Annotated in this window: 18 protein-coding genes; 3 read left to right on the top strand and 15 right to left on the bottom strand. The window is 73.6% G+C overall.

Features of this window, described 5'->3' with window-relative positions; all coding sequences use genetic code 11:
• Nucleotides 1-86 precede the first annotated feature (86 nt).
• Nucleotides 87-545: a MarR family winged helix-turn-helix transcriptional regulator gene (locus ACFW16_RS29880; protein ID WP_380312098.1), complete on the top strand. Its 459-nt coding sequence runs from the start codon at nucleotides 87-89 to the stop codon at nucleotides 543-545.
• Nucleotides 546-698: 153 nt separating this feature from the next.
• Here the strand turns inward: ACFW16_RS29880 and ACFW16_RS29875 are convergent, their stop codons facing one another.
• The 14 genes from ACFW16_RS29875 to ACFW16_RS29810 all read right to left on the bottom strand — a co-directional run bounded on the left by ACFW16_RS29875 (nucleotide 699) and on the right by ACFW16_RS29810 (nucleotide 11,163).
• Complete coding sequence (locus ACFW16_RS29875; RefSeq protein WP_380312096.1) at nucleotides 699-944, bottom strand: DUF4170 domain-containing protein; 246 nt, start codon at nucleotides 942-944, stop codon at nucleotides 699-701.
• A gap of 5 nt (nucleotides 945-949) precedes the next feature.
• Nucleotides 950-1,600, bottom strand: coding sequence for a uracil phosphoribosyltransferase (upp, locus tag ACFW16_RS29870; protein WP_380312093.1), 651 nt, complete (start codon nucleotides 1,598-1,600; stop codon nucleotides 950-952).
• A gap of 226 nt (nucleotides 1,601-1,826) precedes the next feature.
• The gene (locus tag ACFW16_RS29865) at nucleotides 1,827-2,222 is read right to left on the bottom strand and encodes a rhodanese-like domain-containing protein (protein ID WP_380312091.1); all 396 of its coding nucleotides are present in this window, start codon (nucleotides 2,220-2,222) and stop codon (nucleotides 1,827-1,829) included.
• Nucleotides 2,223-2,315: 93 nt separating this feature from the next.
• Nucleotides 2,316-2,975, bottom strand: coding sequence for a cell wall hydrolase (locus ACFW16_RS29860; RefSeq protein WP_380312089.1), 660 nt, complete (start codon nucleotides 2,973-2,975; stop codon nucleotides 2,316-2,318).
• Nucleotides 2,975-3,487: a hypothetical protein gene (locus ACFW16_RS29855; protein ID WP_380312087.1), complete on the bottom strand. Its 513-nt coding sequence runs from the start codon at nucleotides 3,485-3,487 to the stop codon at nucleotides 2,975-2,977. Before ACFW16_RS29855 ends, ACFW16_RS29860 begins: the two co-directional genes overlap by 1 nt.
• Before the next feature lies 1 nt (nucleotide 3,488).
• On the bottom strand, nucleotides 3,489-4,058 hold the full coding sequence (gene gspM / locus ACFW16_RS29850; protein ID WP_380312085.1) for a type II secretion system protein GspM: 570 nt from the start codon (nucleotides 4,056-4,058) through the stop codon (nucleotides 3,489-3,491).
• Nucleotides 4,055-5,113, bottom strand: coding sequence for a PilN domain-containing protein (locus tag ACFW16_RS29845; RefSeq protein WP_380312083.1), 1,059 nt, complete (start codon nucleotides 5,111-5,113; stop codon nucleotides 4,055-4,057). Before ACFW16_RS29845 ends, gspM begins: the two co-directional genes overlap by 4 nt.
• Complete coding sequence (locus ACFW16_RS29840; RefSeq protein WP_380312082.1) at nucleotides 5,110-6,105, bottom strand: general secretion pathway protein GspK; 996 nt, start codon at nucleotides 6,103-6,105, stop codon at nucleotides 5,110-5,112. Before ACFW16_RS29840 ends, ACFW16_RS29845 begins: the two co-directional genes overlap by 4 nt.
• On the bottom strand, nucleotides 6,089-6,949 hold the full coding sequence (locus ACFW16_RS29835) for a type II secretion system protein J (RefSeq protein ID WP_380312080.1): 861 nt from the start codon (nucleotides 6,947-6,949) through the stop codon (nucleotides 6,089-6,091). The genes ACFW16_RS29840 and ACFW16_RS29835 overlap by 17 nt, the downstream gene beginning before the upstream one ends.
• Nucleotides 6,946-7,341, bottom strand: a complete 396-nt coding sequence (locus tag ACFW16_RS29830) for a prepilin-type N-terminal cleavage/methylation domain-containing protein (protein ID WP_380312078.1) — start codon at nucleotides 7,339-7,341, stop codon at nucleotides 6,946-6,948. The genes ACFW16_RS29835 and ACFW16_RS29830 overlap by 4 nt, the downstream gene beginning before the upstream one ends.
• On the bottom strand, nucleotides 7,331-7,822 hold the full coding sequence (locus ACFW16_RS29825; protein ID WP_380312076.1) for a GspH/FimT family pseudopilin: 492 nt from the start codon (nucleotides 7,820-7,822) through the stop codon (nucleotides 7,331-7,333). The genes ACFW16_RS29830 and ACFW16_RS29825 overlap by 11 nt, the downstream gene beginning before the upstream one ends.
• A complete protein-coding gene (gene gspG, locus ACFW16_RS29820) occupies nucleotides 7,797-8,246 on the bottom strand; it encodes a type II secretion system major pseudopilin GspG (protein ID WP_380312074.1) in 450 nt (149 codons plus the stop codon). The genes ACFW16_RS29825 and gspG overlap by 26 nt, the downstream gene beginning before the upstream one ends.
• Nucleotides 8,247-8,252: 6 nt before the next feature.
• A complete protein-coding gene (locus ACFW16_RS29815) occupies nucleotides 8,253-9,473 on the bottom strand; it encodes a type II secretion system F family protein (protein ID WP_380312072.1) in 1,221 nt (406 codons plus the stop codon).
• A 4-nt stretch (nucleotides 9,474-9,477) separates the two neighbouring features.
• Nucleotides 9,478-11,163: a GspE/PulE family protein gene (locus ACFW16_RS29810; protein WP_380312069.1), complete on the bottom strand. Its 1,686-nt coding sequence runs from the start codon at nucleotides 11,161-11,163 to the stop codon at nucleotides 9,478-9,480.
• Between the two features lie 264 nt (nucleotides 11,164-11,427).
• Here ACFW16_RS29810 and gspD point away from each other — a divergent pair, with 264 nt between their 5' ends.
• Both gspD and ACFW16_RS29800 read left to right on the top strand, forming a co-directional pair.
• A complete protein-coding gene (gene gspD, locus ACFW16_RS29805; protein WP_380312067.1) occupies nucleotides 11,428-13,713 on the top strand; it encodes a type II secretion system secretin GspD in 2,286 nt (761 codons plus the stop codon).
• A 1-nt stretch (nucleotide 13,714) separates the two neighbouring features.
• Nucleotides 13,715-14,449 carry a prepilin peptidase gene (locus tag ACFW16_RS29800; protein WP_380312065.1) on the top strand — a complete coding sequence of 245 codons (735 nt, stop codon included), beginning with the start codon at nucleotides 13,715-13,717 and terminating at the stop codon, nucleotides 14,447-14,449.
• Nucleotides 14,450-14,589: 140 nt separating this feature from the next.
• Here ACFW16_RS29800 and ACFW16_RS29795 read toward each other — a convergent pair whose 3' ends face one another.
• On the bottom strand, nucleotides 14,590-16,095 hold the full coding sequence (locus tag ACFW16_RS29795) for a CopD family protein (protein ID WP_380312063.1): 1,506 nt from the start codon (nucleotides 16,093-16,095) through the stop codon (nucleotides 14,590-14,592).
• Between the last annotated feature and the right edge of the window lie 135 nt (nucleotides 16,096-16,230).

The raw sequence follows: 16,230 nt of genomic DNA, 5'->3' as shown, positions 1-16,230 counted from the left end.
CCATGCAAAATTGAATGGTGCGCAATTCAATTGCTTGGGCTATCCGGTCGGATTGCCTTGTTCCCATCCGGCCGGGGAGACCCGCGATGCCCGACACCCTGGAAGCCCCGTACCGCCTGTCCGACCAGGTCTGTTTCGCCGTCTATTCGACGGCGCATGCCTTCAACCGCGTGTACAAGCCGCTCTTGGACCGGATCGGCCTGACCTATCCGCAGTATCTGGCGATGCTGGTGCTGTGGGAGCGGGACGGACTGGCCGTGAAGGCGATCGGCGACCGGCTGTTCCTCGATTCCGGCACGCTGACTCCGCTCCTGAAGCGGCTCGAATCCGCGGGGCTGGTCGAGCGCCGCCGCAGCCGCGACGACGAGCGGGTGGTGCACATCCACCTGACCCCGGCCGGCCGGGCGATGCGGGTCGAGGTGGCGACGGTGTCCGAAGGCATCGGCTGCGCCTCCGGCCTGACGGCGGAGACGGCGGGCAAGCTCAAGGAAGCGCTGCGGGCGGTGCGCGACCAGTTGCAGGCCAGCGCCGCCGCTGCTGCCTAATATCTGGCGTCAGAGGCCGTTTGAGACTGCGCTGGCGTGAGTCGGCTGGTGGTGGTTTCGAGAACCGGCGCGCAGCGGACGTTTGAGTCCGTGAGCACCGGAAGCTTCGAGTCCGCCATCAGACGGCCGCGCCAGTAGCAGTATCGGACGGCCTCAGCCCTTGCGGCTGGTGTCGGTCGACGGGTCCAGCAGCCGGTGCAGATGCACCACGAAATAACGCTTCTGGGCGTCGTCCACCGTCGCCGCCGCCTTGGCCCGCCAGGCGGCATAGGCCTCGGCGTAGTTCGGGAACACGCCGACGATGTCGACCTTGGACAGGTCGGCGAATTCGACGCTCTGGGTGTCCTTGAGGTCGCCGCCGAGGACGAGGTGCAGAAGCTGCTTGGGCTGGTCGGTCATTTCATTCACTTCGTGCCGAACATGCGGTCCCCGGCGTCGCCGAGGCCTGGGAGGATATAGGCGTTGTGGTCCAGGCAGCGGTCCAGCGCCGCGGTGTAGATGCGCACGTCGGGGTGCTTGGCGTGCAGCGTTCGCACGCCCTCCGGCACCGCCACCAGCGCCATGAAGCGGATCATCTCGTCCGGCACGCCGTGGCGGTTCAGCACGTCGACGGCGTGGACGGCGGAGTTGCCGGTGGCCAGCATCGGGTCGACCGCGATGAAGATGCGGCCCTGCGCCTCCGGCAGCTTCACCAGGTATTCGACCGGCATCTTGGTGTCGTGGTCGCGGTACAGGCCGATGTGCCCCTGGCGGGCGGAGGGGATCAGCTCGATCAGACCCTCGGTCATGCCCAGGCCGGCGCGCAGGATCGACACCAGCGCCACCTTCTTGCCCAGCAGCACCGGCGCGTCCATGGCCTCGAGCGGCGTCTCGATCCGCTCGGTGGTCAGCGGCAGGTCGCGGGTGATCTCGTAGCCCATCAGCAGCGAGATCTCGCGCAGCAGGCGCCGGAACCCGTTGGTCGACCGCCCCTTGTCCCGCATGTGCGACAGCTTGTGCTGGATCAGCGGGTGGTCGAGGATGAAGAGGTTCGGGAATTCGGGCTGCGTCTTCATCGGGCCTCGGGCGCGGCGGTGTCGGCCCGACCATACAGGGTGGGGCCGGCCGTTCCAAGGGCCGGGCGCCGAGAGCCGGGACGGTTGAAGAGGGACCGTCGCCCCACCTGTCATCGCCGGGCTTGACCCGGCGATCCAGGGGCCGCCCGGTGCGGCATCGAGAGTCCTGGATGCCCGGGTCGAGCCCGGGCATGACCGTGTAAAAATGTGTCGAGAGTTCCCTCGATCACGACCGCTCCAACTCAAACCCCTCGTCCAGCCAGCCGGTGATGCCGCCGATCATGATCTTCACCGGCCGGCCCAGCTCGGCCAGCCGGATCGCGGCGCGGTCGGCGCCGTTGCAGTGCGGCCCGGCGCAATAGACCACGAACAGCGTGTCCTGCGGCCATTCGGCCATGCGCTCGGCGGTGATCGTCCGGTGCGGCAGGTTGATCGCGCCGGGGACGTGGCCGGCGGCGTAGGCCTTCGGCCCGCGCGCCTCGGCCAGCACGAAGCCGGGGGCGCCGGAGGCCAGGGCCTCGTGCACGTCGGCGCAGTCGGTCTCGAAGGCCAGCCGGACGCGGAAATGGGCCAGCGCCTCGGCGGCGGGGGCGGCGGGAACGGCGGTGACGGCGTTGCTCATGGTCGGTCTCCGTGTGACGCGGGCGGCACTCTGCCCAAACCGGGCGGGCCGGACCATTGGCGCGGATGACAGCGACCGGGCAGATCCTGCCAATCAGGGCCGGAAGAAGCGGTGGCCGCCGATGGTGACGATATAGGCCTCGGGCGTGGCCCAGGCCGGGGCGCCGACCCGGGCGGGCGCATAGAAATGGGTAGCGCCGCGGGTCGGGTCGGTGAAGATGCCGGCCATCATGTGCAGCGCCACCGACCAGGCGATGCGGAACCGGGCCGCGTCGCGGATGGTCAGGTCGCCGGTGGTCCAGGGGAACTGGCCGCGGTCGGCGATCACGCGGCAGATGGTCTTGGGATAGGCCGGGCTGCGCAGCCGGTTCAGCACCACCTGCGCCACCGCCAGCTGGCCCAGCCGGGTCTCGCCCTGGGCCTCGAAATACACGGCATAGGCCAGGCAGCGGGCCTGGCGCAGCACCTGCGGCCGCAGCCGCGCATCGGCCAGCCGCAGCCGGCTGACGATCAGGCGGCGGATCTGCCCCGGGCCGGCGCGGCCTTGGACGGAGGGCTGGACGGCGGGGGCCGGCTCTGCCGCGGCCGGGGCGTCGGGGCGGCTCGGGATCACGCTGCCGACAGGGTCGCCGGGCGGCATGATCCAGCCGTCTCCCAGCTCCTGGGGGGCCAGCCCCTGGGCGCACAGCCCCGGCACCAGGCACAGCAGCAGCAGCGCCGCCAGCAGCGGCGTGAGACAGGCCGGCCGGCGCATCAGGGCGGCGGGGGCGGGAACAGCGGCAGCTCGACCGCGCCGTCGGGGCCGGTCAGCGTCACCGAGCCGGGGTCGATCCGGTCGACATGCCAGCCGGACAGGTCGTCGCCCGGCCGGGCGGTCAGGATCTCGCCGGTGTCGTCGCGGCGCAGCAGCGCCACGCCCTGGTCGCCGGCCAGGATCACGCCCTGCACCGTGACCGCGGGCGGCGGCTCGGCGGCGGGCGGCGGGGGCGGCGGCGCCTCCGCTTCCGGCGGCGGGGGCTGCGGGCCGCGACGGCTCGGGTTGAACAGCGGCCGCTCCACCGTCGCGGTCAGCTCCGACAGCTCCGGCGCCAGCAGGGCCGGCGGCGGCCCGGCGGCCGGCGCCTCCGGCGGCAGCGCCGCCTGGGCGTTGCCGGAGCGCACGACGGCCGGCACCGCGGCCGGGTCGTCCGGCTCCAGCAGATACGACACGCCGATGGCGAGGGGACCGAGCACGACCAGGAGCCGGGTCAGGGGATGCCACGCCATGTCAGCTGCCCTCCGGCCGGCGCATCACGCCATAGACGTCGACCGAGACCGTCAGCTCCGGGTCCTCCTCGCCCTCGGTCGATTCGGTGCGGATGGTGAAGGCGGGGATGAACAGCGGCGGCGCCCCGGCCTCGAAGGCCTGCAGAATGGCGCGCAGCGCCTCGATCCGGGCCCCGAAGCTGGCGCGCAGCCCGACCCGGCTGTAGCCGCCGGGGTCCTCCACCGCCGGCAGCACCGTCATGCTGTCGACCCGGCCGCCCTGGGCGGCGACGACGCCGGAGACCAGCTGCTGCAGCGACGCGCCGGCGATCGCCGGGCTGGCGCCCTGCAGCGCCGGGGTCTCGCCGCCCGCCGCCGCGACCAGGGCGGCCTTGCGCTCCTCCAGCCGGTCGCGGGTCAGCGACAGCCGGGCCAGCAGCGCCAGCTCCTGCCGCAGCCCGGCGGCGGTGTCGTCGGCGTCGCGGATGGCGACCGCCCCGGCGGCGAAGCCGGCGCCGATGCCGACCAGCACCAGCAGCAGCAGGCCGACGGCGATCAGGCGGCGGGCCGCAGGGCTGAGGTCGATGGTCATGGCTGCGCCCCCGGGACCAGCACGGCGCCGATGGCGAAGCGGTCCTGGCCGCGCTGCGGGTCGCGCACGCTGGGCGCGGCGAAGGCGGCGGACTGGACCTGCGGCAGCGCCGACAGCACCGGGATCAGCCCGGCGGCATCGTCGGCGAAGCCGCCCAGCCGCAGGGTGCCCTGGTCCAGCGACAGCTCGGTCAGCCAGGCACCGTCGGGCAGGGTCCGGCTGACGGTCTCGATCAGGGTCGAGACATAGGGCGTGGCGCGGCGCTGGGTGCCGAGGTAGGAGCCCGCCTCCTCCAGCGCCCGGATCTCCGCCTGCAGGGCGCTGGCCGGCGCGGTCGCGGCGCGGGCCGTCGCCACCTGGTCGCGCAGGTCCGACACCACGGCCCAATGCGCCGCGACGGTCCAGATCAGCCAGGCCGCCGCGATCGCCGCCGGGGCGCCGAGGCCGAGCCCGCCGATCCAGGCCAGGCGCCGCAGCGCCCGGCGGCGCTCGGCATCGATGTCGAGGCGCAGGTCCGGGCCCGGCGGCGCCAGCGGGTCCTCGCCGGCCAGGTCGACCACGTCCGGGGTCCAGCCGGCGGCGCGGGCCGCCTGCACCGCCGCGTCCACCTGCTCCCGCGGCATCGCCGTCAGCTCGACCGCGATGGTGGCGGCATCGCCGGTCGGCGGCAGGCGCCGGGCGCCGAAGGCGACGGTGCCGGGGGGCCAGGGGGTCAGCCGGTCGATCTCGAAGCGCAGCACCCGGCCCAGCGCCGCCTCGGCCTCGCGCGGCAGCACGATGCGGCGGCGCAGCCCGGCCTCGGCCGGGAAGCGCAGCACCACCTCGGCGCCGCGCCGCTGCGGGCCGCCGGCCGGGACATGGCCCAGCGGCACCTCGCGCAGCGCCCGGCGGCCGCGGGCCTCGATCAGCCGGGCGCCGTCCTCGCGCCACAGCAGGATCAGCCGGCGCCGCCGCAGGGCCGGGCGGAACAGCCAGCGGTCGGGCACCAGCCCGGCCAGCTCGCGCCCCCACCAGCGCAGAAACACCGCCGCTCGGCGGACCATGCCGGCGATCATGCCGGGTCCTCCCCCACGCGCCGGCCGAAGCCGGCCTCCCGCCAGTCCAGGATACGATAGAAGCTATCGGCGTCGGCGGCGACCCAGATCACCGCCTCGACCCGTCCGCGCGCGCCGCGGGCCGTCGCGGCCTCGACGCTGATGCTGTAGACCGGCCCGGGCGCGGCGCGCAGCCGCTGGCCGACATCCTGCGGCAGCAGCGCGGCCAGCCGCTCCGGCGTCGGCGCCGGCCGCTGCTGCCGGGCCCGCACCACCGCCTCGGCCTGGGCGCGGGTGACGCCGGGCAAGGCCTGCAGCACCAGCGGGTCGGCGGAGAACGGATTGATCGTGCCGGCGGGCGACAGCACGGTGACCAGCGGCATCAGCGTGTCGGCCAGGGTCCGGCTGACGCCGGGGACGGTGCGCAGCTCCTCGGCCGACTGGAACGGGCGCGCCGGCTCGGACGGATCGTCCGGATCCGTGGCCGGGGCGGCGCGGGCGGCCGGCGGGGGCCGGTTGCCGTTCCGGCCGTTCGCGTCCGCGCCGGCCGGCTGGCCGGGGGCGGCCTGGGCGCCGCCGCGCCGGCGCAGGATCGCCTGGGTCAGCCGCGGCGCCGCGTCCGGCGTGCCCAGCACCACCGCGATCAGCCGCGTCAACGTCTCCTCATCGGCCCGGTTCAGGTCGACCCGGCCGGCCTCGTCGCGGATGCGCACCACGATCCGGTCGTCGCCGATCTCGGCGGGGTAGGGGGTGCCGTCGGCGCGCCAGCCGCGGTTGTCGTCGGCCGTGCCCAGCCCCAGCACCGCCAGCTCGACCCCGCCGCGCAGCAGCGCCCGCAGCCGGATCTCCTCGGCGCCGTTGGCGGCGACCCGGGCCTCGGTCCGGCTGCTCAGGCTGAAGCCGATGGTCAGCATCGCCAGCATCACCAGCGTCCACAGCACGATGACGAGGGCGATGCCGCGCTCGCCGTGGCGCGGGCCGCGGGGCGCGGCGGGGTCAGCCGGGCTTGGCATCGCGCTGCACCGACAGGCTGCAGAAATCGTCCGCGCCCGCGGCGGGCGGGGCGGCGGGAGGGCCGCCGGAGGAGTCGGCCGCGGCCTGCGTGCCCTCCGGCGGCTGGGGCGGGGGTTGCTGTTGCTGCTGTCCGGCCTGCTGTTGCTCGCCCTGCTGCTGCCCGGCCTCCGCGTCGGGGGCGGGGCCGTTGGTCGCCGTGAGGGTGCGGACGCAGGCGGGCTCGAGATCGACCGGCAGCGGCACCACGATGTCGGGCCACACCGCCAGCCCCTCGGCGTCGCGGCTGCGCAGGCGGACCAGCCGCGGCGGCGCCTCCCGGTCCGGCCAGGGCGAGACCCAGCGCGGCCGCGGCTCGCCGGGCACGGTGCCGAAATAGTCGAAGCGGTATGCGACCGGTCCGCGGCTCAGGACCAGGTCGTCGGTCGGCTTGGCCTCGGCGAAGCCGTCGAGCCGCGGGTCGAAGCGGGCGCGGGAATAGCGCAGGGTCGACTGGCCGGGCTGCACATCGACGTAGAAGAGGGCGATGGCCAGGCCGGGCTCGCTCGGGAAACCCGGATCGGCCACGACCAGCCCGACCCGGTCGGCCTCGCCGCGGAACGCCACGGTGGGCTTGGTGCCGGGCGGGGCCTGCCAGGTCAGGCGCCGGGCCGCCGCCGCCTCGCGCCGCAGCGTCGACTGCACCAGGGCGATCGTCTCCGACGCCTCGGCCGCCCGGGCGCCGCGGTCCCAGCCGGCGGTGACGAAGCGCAGCCCGCCGGTCAGCAGCACCATGATCAGCGCCAGCACCACCATGGCGATGATGGTCTCGAGCAGGGTGAAGCCGCGCTGGTCGTGGGCGCTCATTGCACGGCCACCAGCGCCAGGGTGGTCATCTCGAAGCGCGGGCCCGTCCCGGCGGCCTCGACGGCGATGCGCAGCCGGGCCAGCCGCGCCTGGCGGCTGCCCAGCGTCACGGTCTGGCGCGGCGCCTCGTCCCAGCCGTCGGCGACGATCCGCCAGCGATAGCCGTCATCGGTCTCGCCGGACAGGGTGCCGCCCATCCGCAGCGGCGTCGGCATCGTATCCAGCTGCGCCGCCAGCCCTTCGGCGACGATGGCGGCGCGCTGCAGCCCGTCGGCGCGGGCCAGGCCGGTCAGCCCGGTGCCGAAGATCCGGAAGATCACGGTCAGGATCAGCCCCAGCACGGTCAGGGCGACCACCACCTCGATCAGGGTGAAGCCGCGCTCATGTTTCATCGCCGGCCTCCGCGATGCGCACCCGGCCGGTCAGCCAGTTGACCTCGACCCGGTAGGCGCGGCCCTGGCCGGCCAGGCGGATGGTGCCGCCGGTCGACCGGCCGTCCGGCAGGAAGCGGATGCCGGGGCGGCCGTCGCGGTCGGCGGCGATCCCGGCGCTGCTGACGTCGACCGCGATGCCGTCGGCGATGCGGTGGCGCAGCGGCGCCGCCACCGGGCCGAAGCTGCGGCCGACGGGGTCGATCACCACGCCCTGCGGCCCGTCGCGCAGGATGGCGTCGCTGCGGGCCTGGCGCAGCTCCGACGCCAGCGTCGCCACGGTGCGCTTCAGCTGGGCCTGGGCCGACCCGCGCGCCAGCATCGGCGGCACCAGCGCCGCCACGACACCGAGGATGACCAGGACCACCAGCAGCTCCAGCAGGGTGAAGCCGCGGTCGGTCCGGATCCCGGCCCGATCACCAGCTGGTGATGTCGGCGTCATCGCCGCTGCCGCCCTCCCGCTTGTCGGCGCCCAGGGAGTACAGGTCGAAGGCCCCGTGCTGCCCCGGCGCCCGGTAGTTGTAGGCGCTGCCCCACGGGTCCTCCGGCAGCGCGCTGCTGCGCAGATAGGGGCCGTTCCAGCCGCGCACCCCGCCGGGGTTGGCCATCAGCGCCTTCAGCCCCTGGGCGGTGGTCGGATAGCCGCCGACATCGATGGCGTAGAGGTCGAGGGCGGATTTGAAGTTCTCGATCTGCAGCCGCGCCGAATCCGCCCGGGCACCGCCGAGATAGGCCAGCACCCGCGGCCCCACCAGCCCGGCCAGGAGGCCGAGGATGACGAGCACGACCAGGAGCTCGATCAGGGTGAAGCCGGCCTGGCGGCTGCGGCGGATGGCGGCGGGCGTGTGGTTCGGAATCTCGGGCATGGTCTCTCAGAAAGCGAGGTCGTTGATGCTGATGACGGCCAGCAGGATCGACATGACGATGCCGCCCACCGCCAGGCCGAGGACGATGATCAGGGCCGGCTCGACCAGCGTGACCAGCCGCTTGATCGCGGCCTCCAGCTTGCGCTCATAGGCCTCGGCGATATGCGCCGAGGTCATGTCGATCCGCCCCGTCTCCTCGCCGACCCGCAGCATCTGCACGGCCAGCGGCGGGAACAGGCCGATCTCGGCCAGCGGGTCGGCCAGCCCCCGCCCTTGTCGCACGCCGGTGATGACAGTCTCCATCGCGGCGCCGACCGCGGTGTTCGAGACCACGTCGCGCGACAGGGCGATGGCCGACGGCAGGTCGACGCCGTTGCCGACCAGGGTCGACAGGGTGCGGCAGAAGCGGGCGGTCGCCAGGGTGCGCACCAGCGGGCCGATCAGCGGCAGGCGCAGCATTGCGCGGTCCCAGGCCAGGCGCGGCCCGGGCAAGGTCAGGACGCGGCGGACGGCGATCACTGCGGCGACGGTGCCGAGCCCGACCATCCAGCCATAGTCCTGGCAGAAGCGGCCGATGGCGATGACGATGGCGGTGGGCGTCGGCAGCGCCGCCCCGGCATCCTTGAAGATGGTCTCGAACTGCGGCACCACGAAGGTCAGCAGCAGGAACACCGAGGCCAGCGAGACGACGATCAGGATGGCCGGGTACAGCATGGCCGAGACCACCATCTCGCGGGTCTTCTCGCCGCGCTCGCGCAGCTCGGCCAGCCGCTCCAGCACCACGTCCAGCGTGCCGGAGCTCTCGCCGGCGCGGACCATGTTGACGTAGAGCCGCGGGAACACCGGCCCCTGCTCCTCCAGCGCCGTGCTCAGGCTGGCCCCGGCCCGCACCCGCGCCAGCACCTGGGCGGCCATGCCCGCCACTGCGCCGGTGCCTTGCGACAGCGTCACCAGCGCCTGCTCCAGCGGCTGGCCGGCGGCCACCAGGATCGCCAGCTCGCGCGTCATCTGCGTGATCTCGCCGGGCTTCGGCCCTCGCCGGCGGCCCAGTGTGCCGACCGCGGCGCCGCCGCTGCGGCCGGCCTGGGCCCGCACCGGCGCCATGCTCAGCGGCAGGATGCCGGTGGCCTCGAGCTTCGCCGTCAGGCTGGCCTCGTCCGCCGCCTCGGCCCGGCCCTCGACCACCGCGCCGCTGCCGTCGATCGCCTTGTATGCGAAGACCGGCATCGCCTCACCACTCCTCGGTGACGCGGTGGACCTCGTCCAGCGTGGTCAGCCCGGCCAGGCATTTGTGCAGCCCGTCCTCGTACATCGTGACCATGCCAGCCCGCCGCGCCGCCTGGGTCAGGGCGGCGGTGGAGATGCGGTCGCGCAGCAGGTCGCGGATCTCGTCGTCCGGCACGAAATACTCGAAGATGCCGATCCGGCTGGTGTAGCCCAGGTCGTCGCAGGCCGGGCAGCCGACCGCCTCGTACAGCTGCGGCGTCCCCGCGGCCAGCGGCCGGACGGCGGCGGCGCGCTCCACCAGCCCCGCCGGGGTCTCGACCGGGCGGCGGCATTCCGGACACAGCCGCCGCACCAGGCGCTGGCCGATCACCCCGGCGATGGTCGAGGTCAGCAGATAGCCGTCGACATGCATGTCGAGCAGCCGGTTGATCGACCCGGTGGCGCTGTTGGTGTGCAGCGTCGACAGCACCAGATGGCCGGTCAGGGCCGCGTGCACGGCGATGTTCGCGGTCTCGCCGTCGCGGATCTCGCCGACCATGATCACGTCCGGGTCGTGCCGCATGCAGGACCGCAGCACCCGGGCGAAGTCGAGGCCGATCTGGGGGCGGACGTTGATCTGGTTGACGCCCTTGATCTGGTATTCGACCGGGTCCTCGACGGTCAGGATCTTGCGGCTCGGCTGGTTGAGGATGCGCAGCGCGCCGTAGAGGGTCGTGGTCTTGCCGCTGCCGGTCGGGCCGGTGACCAGCAGGATGCCGTGCGGCCGGGCCAGCTGCTTCATCAGCAGCGCCTCGACCTCCGGCGCGAAGCCGATCGCGGACAGCTCGATGTCCATGCCCGCGGTGTCCAGGAGGCGGATGACGACGTTCTCGCCATGCAGGGTCGGCACGGTGGCGACGCGCATGTCCATGCTGCGGCCGCCGACGGTGAAGCGGGCGCGCCCGTCCTGCGGCAGCCGGCGTTCGGCGATGTCCAGCTTGGACAGGATCTTGATCCGGCTGATCAGGGCCGGGGCCAGCCTGACCGGCGGCGCCTTCATCTCGCGCAGCAGGCCGTGGATGCGGTAGCGGACCTTCACCTCGTCGCGGTAGCACTCGACATGGATGTCCGAGGCGTGCATCCGGATCGCGTCGCTGAAGATCTGGTTGACCAGGCGGATGACCGGCGCCTCCTGCGCCAGGTCGCGCAGATGCTGCACGTCCGGGTCGCCCGCCGCCTCCTCGGTGTCGCCGCCGATGTCGTCGACGATCCGCTCGACCGCGCTGCGGCCGCTGTCGAAGTAGCGGGCGAAGGCGTCGTCCAGGTCCTCGGTGGCGGCGACGCAGGGGCGGACCGGCCGGCGCGTCGCCAGCTCCACCGCCTGGCGGGCATAGGCGTCGCCGGGGTCGGCCATGGCCAGGACCACCCCGCCCTCGGCCTCGGCCAGCGGCAGCACCCGGCTCTCGCGCAGGAAGCGGGGCGACAGCCGGCCGTCGAACAGCGGCGCCGGCGGGAACGCGTCGCGGCCGACCAGCGGCACGCCGTGCTGCAGCGACAGGGCCAGCGCCTGGTCGCGGCCGGATACCAGCCCCAGCTTCGACAGCAGCGCCGGCACGGCGTCGCCCGAATTCTCCTGCAGGCGCGACACCCGCGCCCGGTCCTCAGGGCCCAGCTTCCCGAGCTCGACGAGAATATCCAGGAGCGGTTTCACATTGCCCTTCCGGTGCCGGTCCCCCCAACGCGGCCCGCCGCGCATCCCATCATCGCCGGGTGGCGGGCGAGCGGCAATCTCGGCCGTGCTGGGACTGCGGTCAAACGAAATGTTTTTGTCTTATCAAGGGGTTGGTATCCCGATTTCAATAAAACTTAACACGAATGCAACAATTTCGGCTCGAATCGAGGCCGATTGCTCTTGGCTCTTGTGGAGCCGGGGCCGGTCGGTTATGGCTCGGCGTTGCAGCGGGGGATGGCTTCAGTGGCTTTCAGGGCGTTTTCCTTCAGAATCCTTGGGGTTCCGCTGCTGCTCGCGCTGGTGTCCTGCGGCCAGCAGCAGCCGGACCAGCAGCCCTCGATGTTCGACGACCTGGCCAACCGGTCCCTGGCGGCGCCGGCCGACGCCCGCTCGCGCTCGAATGTCGTCTCCTCGACCGGCCGCACCCAGCCGGTGCGCCAGGCCCAGGTCTATCCCGGCATCGACGCGGTGCCGGGCGAGCCGGCGCCGATGGGCGCGCCGATCCAGGCGCAGCCCGGCGGCTATCAGGTCAACTTCAACAACGCCGACCTGGCCCAGGTGGTGCAGGCGGTGCTGGGCGACCTGCTGCACCAGCCCTACACCATCGACCCGCGGGTCACCGGCACGGTGACGCTGTCGACCCAGGGGCCGATCAAGCCCGACGACCTGATCGCGATGCTGGAGACGGTGCTGCGCGCCACCGGCGCCGCGCTGGTGCAGGACGGCCGGGCCGGCTACCGCATCGTGCCGCTGGGCGAGGCGGTGTCCGGCCGCACCGTGCTGCAGCTCGGCAGCGACCCGAAGCCGCTGCCGGCCGGCTACGGCATCACCATCATCCCGCTGCGCAACGTCTCGGCCGAGACCATCGGCCCGCTGATCGCCCCGGCCACCAATCCGGAGCTGGTGCGGGTCGATCCGACCCGCAACCTGGTGCTGATCTCCGGCACCAGCGCCGACCGGGCGGCGCTGGGGGCCACCGTCCAGTCCTTCGACGTCGATTGGCTGCGCGGCATGTCGTCGGGGGTCTTCCCGCTGCAGCAGGCCCAGCCCGAGGCGGTGATCAAGGAGCTCAGCGCCGTGTTCGGCGGCGCGCCGGATCGCGGCCCGCTGAAGGGCCTGATCACCTTCATGCCGGTGGAGCGGCTCAACGCCGTGCTGGTGGTGTCCTCCCGCGTCGACAAGCTGAACGAGGCCGGGCGCTGGATCCGGCGACTCGACCAGGGCGATTCCGACGAGGAGCGGGTCTATGTCTACATGGTGCAGAACGGCACCGCGGCGAACATGGCGCGGGTGCTGGGCCAGGCCTTCGGCAAGGTCGACGAGGCCGGCGCCTCGCCCTTCGACGACGAGCTCGGCTCGGACGTCGCCCGCGGGCTCGGCCTGACCACCAGCAGCAGCAGCGGCACCGACCAGGCCAACGCCGCCGGCACCGGCGCCCAGGGCAACACCGGCCAGACCACGCCGGGGCAGCAGGGCACGGGCAGCGCGTCGCAATTCGCGCCGATCGACTTCAACGCCCAGCAGAAGGAAGGCGACGCCTCGATCCTCGGCCTCGCCGGCGCCCAGGCCGGCAAGGCGGCGGTGTTCAGGCTCGACAAGCTGGGCGAGGTGCGAGTGGTGCCGGACCGGGACAAGAACGCGCTCCTGATCCGCGCCCGGCCGGCGGCGTTCCGGCTGATCGAATCGGCGCTGCGGGCGATCGACGCCAGCCCGCTGCAGGTGGTGATCGAGGCGACGATCGCCGAGGTGACGCTGAACGACCGGCTGCAATACGGCGTCCAGTATTATCTCGAATCCGGCAACTTCTCCGGCGGCTTCACCACCGGCACCCCGGCGAGCGGGGCGACGGTCGCGCCGCAGCCGACCGTGGGCAGCGGCCTGAACGTGGTGATCTCCGGCGCCGGCTCGCGGGTCGTGCTCAACGCGCTGTCGTCGATCACCAACGTCAAGGTGGTCTCGGCCCCGACCCTGTCGGTGCTGAACAACCAGACCGCGCGGCTGCAGGTCGGCAACCAGGTGCCGGTGCGGACGCAGCAGAGCCAGTCGACCGACGACGCCAATTCTCCGGTGATCAGCAACATCGAATACAAGGACACCGGCGTGATCCTGAAGGTGACGCCGCGGATCAACTCCAACAGCGACGTCAGCATGGACGTGCAGCAGGAGGTCTCGAGCATCGTCGCGGACGCCGCCTCCACCACGGCCGACGCGCTGGCGCCGACGATCTCGACCCGCCGCATCGGCTCGATCGTCTCGGTCGCCAACGGCCAGACCGTGGTGCTGGGCGGGCTGATCCAGGAGAACCAGCAGAACGGCCGCGGCGGCGTGCCGGTGCTGCAGGACATCCCGCTGCTCGGCAACCTGTTCTCCTCCACCAGCAACAGCCGCGACCGGACCGAGCTGGTCGTCTTCATCACCCCGCGGGTGATCCGCAACGCCGCCGACGCCCAGGCCATCGCGGAGGAGCTGCGCTCGCGCATGGAGGCGCTGCGGCCGCGGACGACGGGCGGGCGGCCGCGCCCGCTGTGACGTGACCGCGACCCAGATCGGGCTCGTCGCCGTCTCGCCGATTATCGGCAGCTTCCTCGCCGCCGCGGCGCACCGCCTGCCGGACGACGTCCGCGGCCTGCTGGTCGGCCGGTCGCGCTGCGACCATTGCCGGCAGCCGCTGGCGCTGCGCGACCTGGTGCCGGTGCTCAGCTGGGTCGCCCTGCGCGGCCGCTGCCGCATGTGCGGGGGAAGGATCGACCCCACGCATACGATGATCGAGCTGGCGGCGATCGGCATCGCGCTCGCGGCGCTGGCCGGCGATGCCGCATCGATGCCCGGCACCTGCCTGCTCGGCTGGGGGCTGCTGCTGCTCGGCGCCATCGACCGCCGCACCGGGCTCCTGCCGGACATGCTGACCCTGCCGCTGGCCCTGGCCGGCCTCCTGGCGGCGCTGTTCGAGCCGGGCGGGCCGCCGCTGCCGGACCGGGCGGTCGGGGCGGCCGTCGGCTATCTCCTCTTCGCCGGCCTCGCCCTTGCCTATCGCCGGCTGCGCGGCCGCGACGGGCTCGGCCTCGGCGACGCCAAGCTGCTGGCGGCCGGCGGCGCCTGGCTCGGCTGGCAGGCGCTGCCCTGGGTGGTCCTGGTCGGCGCCGGCGCGGCGCTGGCGGCCGTGCTCGTCTCCACCCGCGGGCAGCTGTCGCGGCACACGGCCATCGCCTTCGGCCCCTGGCTGGCTCTCGGCATCTGGCTGATGCGGCTGATCGGACCGGCTTAAGAGGCCGTTTGGAAATGCGCTGGCGTGAGTCGAATAGCGGTGGTTTCGAGAACCGGAGCGCAGCGCACATTGGTGCGTGAGCACCGGAAGCGGAGAAACCGCCGCTAGGCGGCCACGCCAGTAGCATTTCCGAATGGCCTCTAGGGCCGGATGTCGATCGCGTCCTCAAGCTTGGCGATCTCGAAATCCGAGATCAGCACGTCGATCCGCGCGGTCCAGCGGCCCGGCACCGGGATGATCAGCCCGTCGACCCGCCAGCTGCCGTCGCCGGCCCTGGCCGCCTTGCGCCGGATCGGCTCGATTCCGGCGCTCGGGTTGGACAGCACCAGCGTCACCTCCTTGGCGTCCAGCGGCCCGAAATCGCCGGTCATCACCACGATCGAGGCCGTCACGGGCCCCGCCCGGCCGGGGGTGACGGTCAGGTCGGCCATCGCCGGGGCGGTGTGGATGTGGATCGCGGCCGGCCGGGCCTCGGCCTCCGCCAGGGCGCGCGGCGGCGGGGTGAAGCGCCAGGTCGCGGCCGCGGCGAAGATCGCCAGCACCAGCGCCGTCTCGACCGCAACCGAGCGGGCCAGGTGCCGGGCAGCCCGCCCGTCGCCGGCCTCGGCCGGGGCGGTCAGGCGCCAGCGGTTCAGCGCCGCCAGGCCGAACAGCACCGCCAGCAGCGCCAGCTTGACCAGGAAGACGCAGCCATAGGCGGTGGTCCACAGGGCGGAGACATGGCCGAGCTGGACCACGGCCAGCAGGATGCCCGCCGCCGCCAGCGGCAGGACGGCGAAGGGGATCAGGGCGGAGAAGCGGCGCAGCGCCGCCGCGGCGTCCGGCCCGCCGGCGCGCAGATGCAGCCCCAGCGGCAGCAGCGCCCCGGCCCAGACCGCGATGCCGACGGCGTGCAGGAACACGGCCGGCCGGGTCAGGGCCTGCGGTGCGGCGGCGCCGGCATGGCCGCTGGCGGCCAGCGCCGTCCCGGTCGCGGCCAGGGCCAGCAGCGCGGTCGCCGCCGAGAACGGGCCACGCCGCAGCGCCAGCGCCGCGAGGCCGAGCGCCATGGCCAGGGCCGCCAGGGCGGCGGTGGCGCCGTAGCTGGTGCTGCAGCCGGCGGCCCAGGCGATGCGGCGGGCCAGCCCCGCCAGCGGCATCTCCAGCGCGTCCAGCCCCTGCAGCCCGACCGACAGCGGCGCCGCCGCCAGCCCCAGCAGCATCAGCATGGCGGCGGTGCGGGCGGCGCCGCGCGGCAGGGGCGCGACCAGGGCCTGGAACGCCACCGCGCCGACGCCGAGGAACAGCGCGGCATAGAGGGCGATCCGCACCAGCCAGATCGCGGCCTGCACCGGCCGGTCCGCGGTGTCGGCCGCCTGGGGCGGCGCCGCGCCGGGCGCGCCGATCGAGAACACGACGGAGCCGCCGACCGGGTGCCCATCCTCCGACACCACCCGCCAGCTCAGCACATGGGTGCCATTTCCGAGGCCGGGCGGCGCCGCGATCACGAGCGTCGCATCCTCGAGCCGGACGTCGGTCAGCGTCACGGCCGTCCCGTCCGGGCGGACCAGCCGCAGCACCAGGGGCGACACCGGCTCGTTGAAGCCCAGGCGGAAGCGGTCCGGCGCCGTTCCCAGCACCGCATTCTCCGCCGGCTCGGCCTGCACCAGCGACGCATGCGCCAGCGCTGCCTGCGGGGCGAGGAGGGTGAGCAGGAGAATCAGGCAGGCGTAAATCCGGCTTGCTGCGCCCTTTCTTGTCCCCCCTCCCCTTGCGGGAGGGGGGTAGGGGGAGGGGGTTCG

Source organism: Inquilinus sp. NPDC058860, assembly GCF_042743185.1.
Lineage (GTDB): Bacteria > Pseudomonadota > Alphaproteobacteria > DSM-16000 > Inquilinaceae > Inquilinus.
Note: the sequence above shows the minus strand (reverse complement) of the source record. Positions and strands in the feature narration are given on the sequence as shown.